This window comes from Streptomyces nanshensis, assembly GCF_001751255.1.
Classification (GTDB): Bacteria; Actinomycetota; Actinomycetes; order Streptomycetales; family Streptomycetaceae; genus Streptomyces; species Streptomyces nanshensis_A.
The window spans coordinates 1-644 of the sequence record NZ_LJGW01000263.1 but is presented as its reverse complement, the minus strand read 5'-3'; the positions used below and the strand labels follow the sequence as shown (position 1 = coordinate 644).

Annotated in this window: 1 protein-coding gene; it reads left to right on the top strand. The window is 71.6% G+C overall.

Translation table 11 applies throughout. From position 1 onward, the window contains the following. Window positions 1–290: 290 nt before the first annotated feature. The coding region (locus AN218_RS38265) for a phosphatase domain-containing protein (RefSeq protein ID WP_107421466.1) at window positions 291–644 on the top strand (354 nt) is incomplete at its 3' end.

The window sequence follows — 644 nt, the reverse complement described above, 5'->3', positions numbered from 1 at the left end:
TTGAACCGGGTGCGTGCTGGGCGGGGGTGAGGCCGCGGTGAGCCGTTGCGCTGTGGGTGTCGACGGTCTTTTGTGCCGTCCTTGCGGGGGCAGTGGGGCGCCGGCTGCTTTCTTCCTCGGGGGTCGGGCCGGGCGGGTGGGTGGTTGTTCGCGGGTGCCGGCGGTGGTGGTGCTGTTGGCTTTCCTTCGGTGGTACATCGTTGGTGCGTTGGCGGCGGGCGTGGTCAGGGTCTGAGATGCGGTAGGGGGTTGGCGTGGTGCCGGTGAACGGGGCGAACAGGGCGAACGGGGTGTGTGGGGGCGGGGCGTGGGATCCGGAGGGTGCCGGTGTGTTGCGGCTGCCCTCGGGGCGCCTTGTGCGCGGCCGTGCGCTGCGCCGTCCGCTGCCGCCCGGCCCCGAACCGGCCTTCTCCCTCTTCCTGCTGGGCAGGCGGCCGCCTCACGTGCCGTGGGATTCCCGGTGGTTGTGCTGGCCGGATTTCCGTCTGCCGGCCAGCCGGACTCAGGCTTTGGTGTTGTTGGGGGAGGTGTGGTCGCGGGCGGAGGTTGAACGGGTTGAGGTGGCGTGCGGTGGTGGGCGCGGGCGTACCGGTACCGCGTTGGCGTGTCTGGTGGTTCTGGGTGGTGTGCCTGCGGGCCGGGCT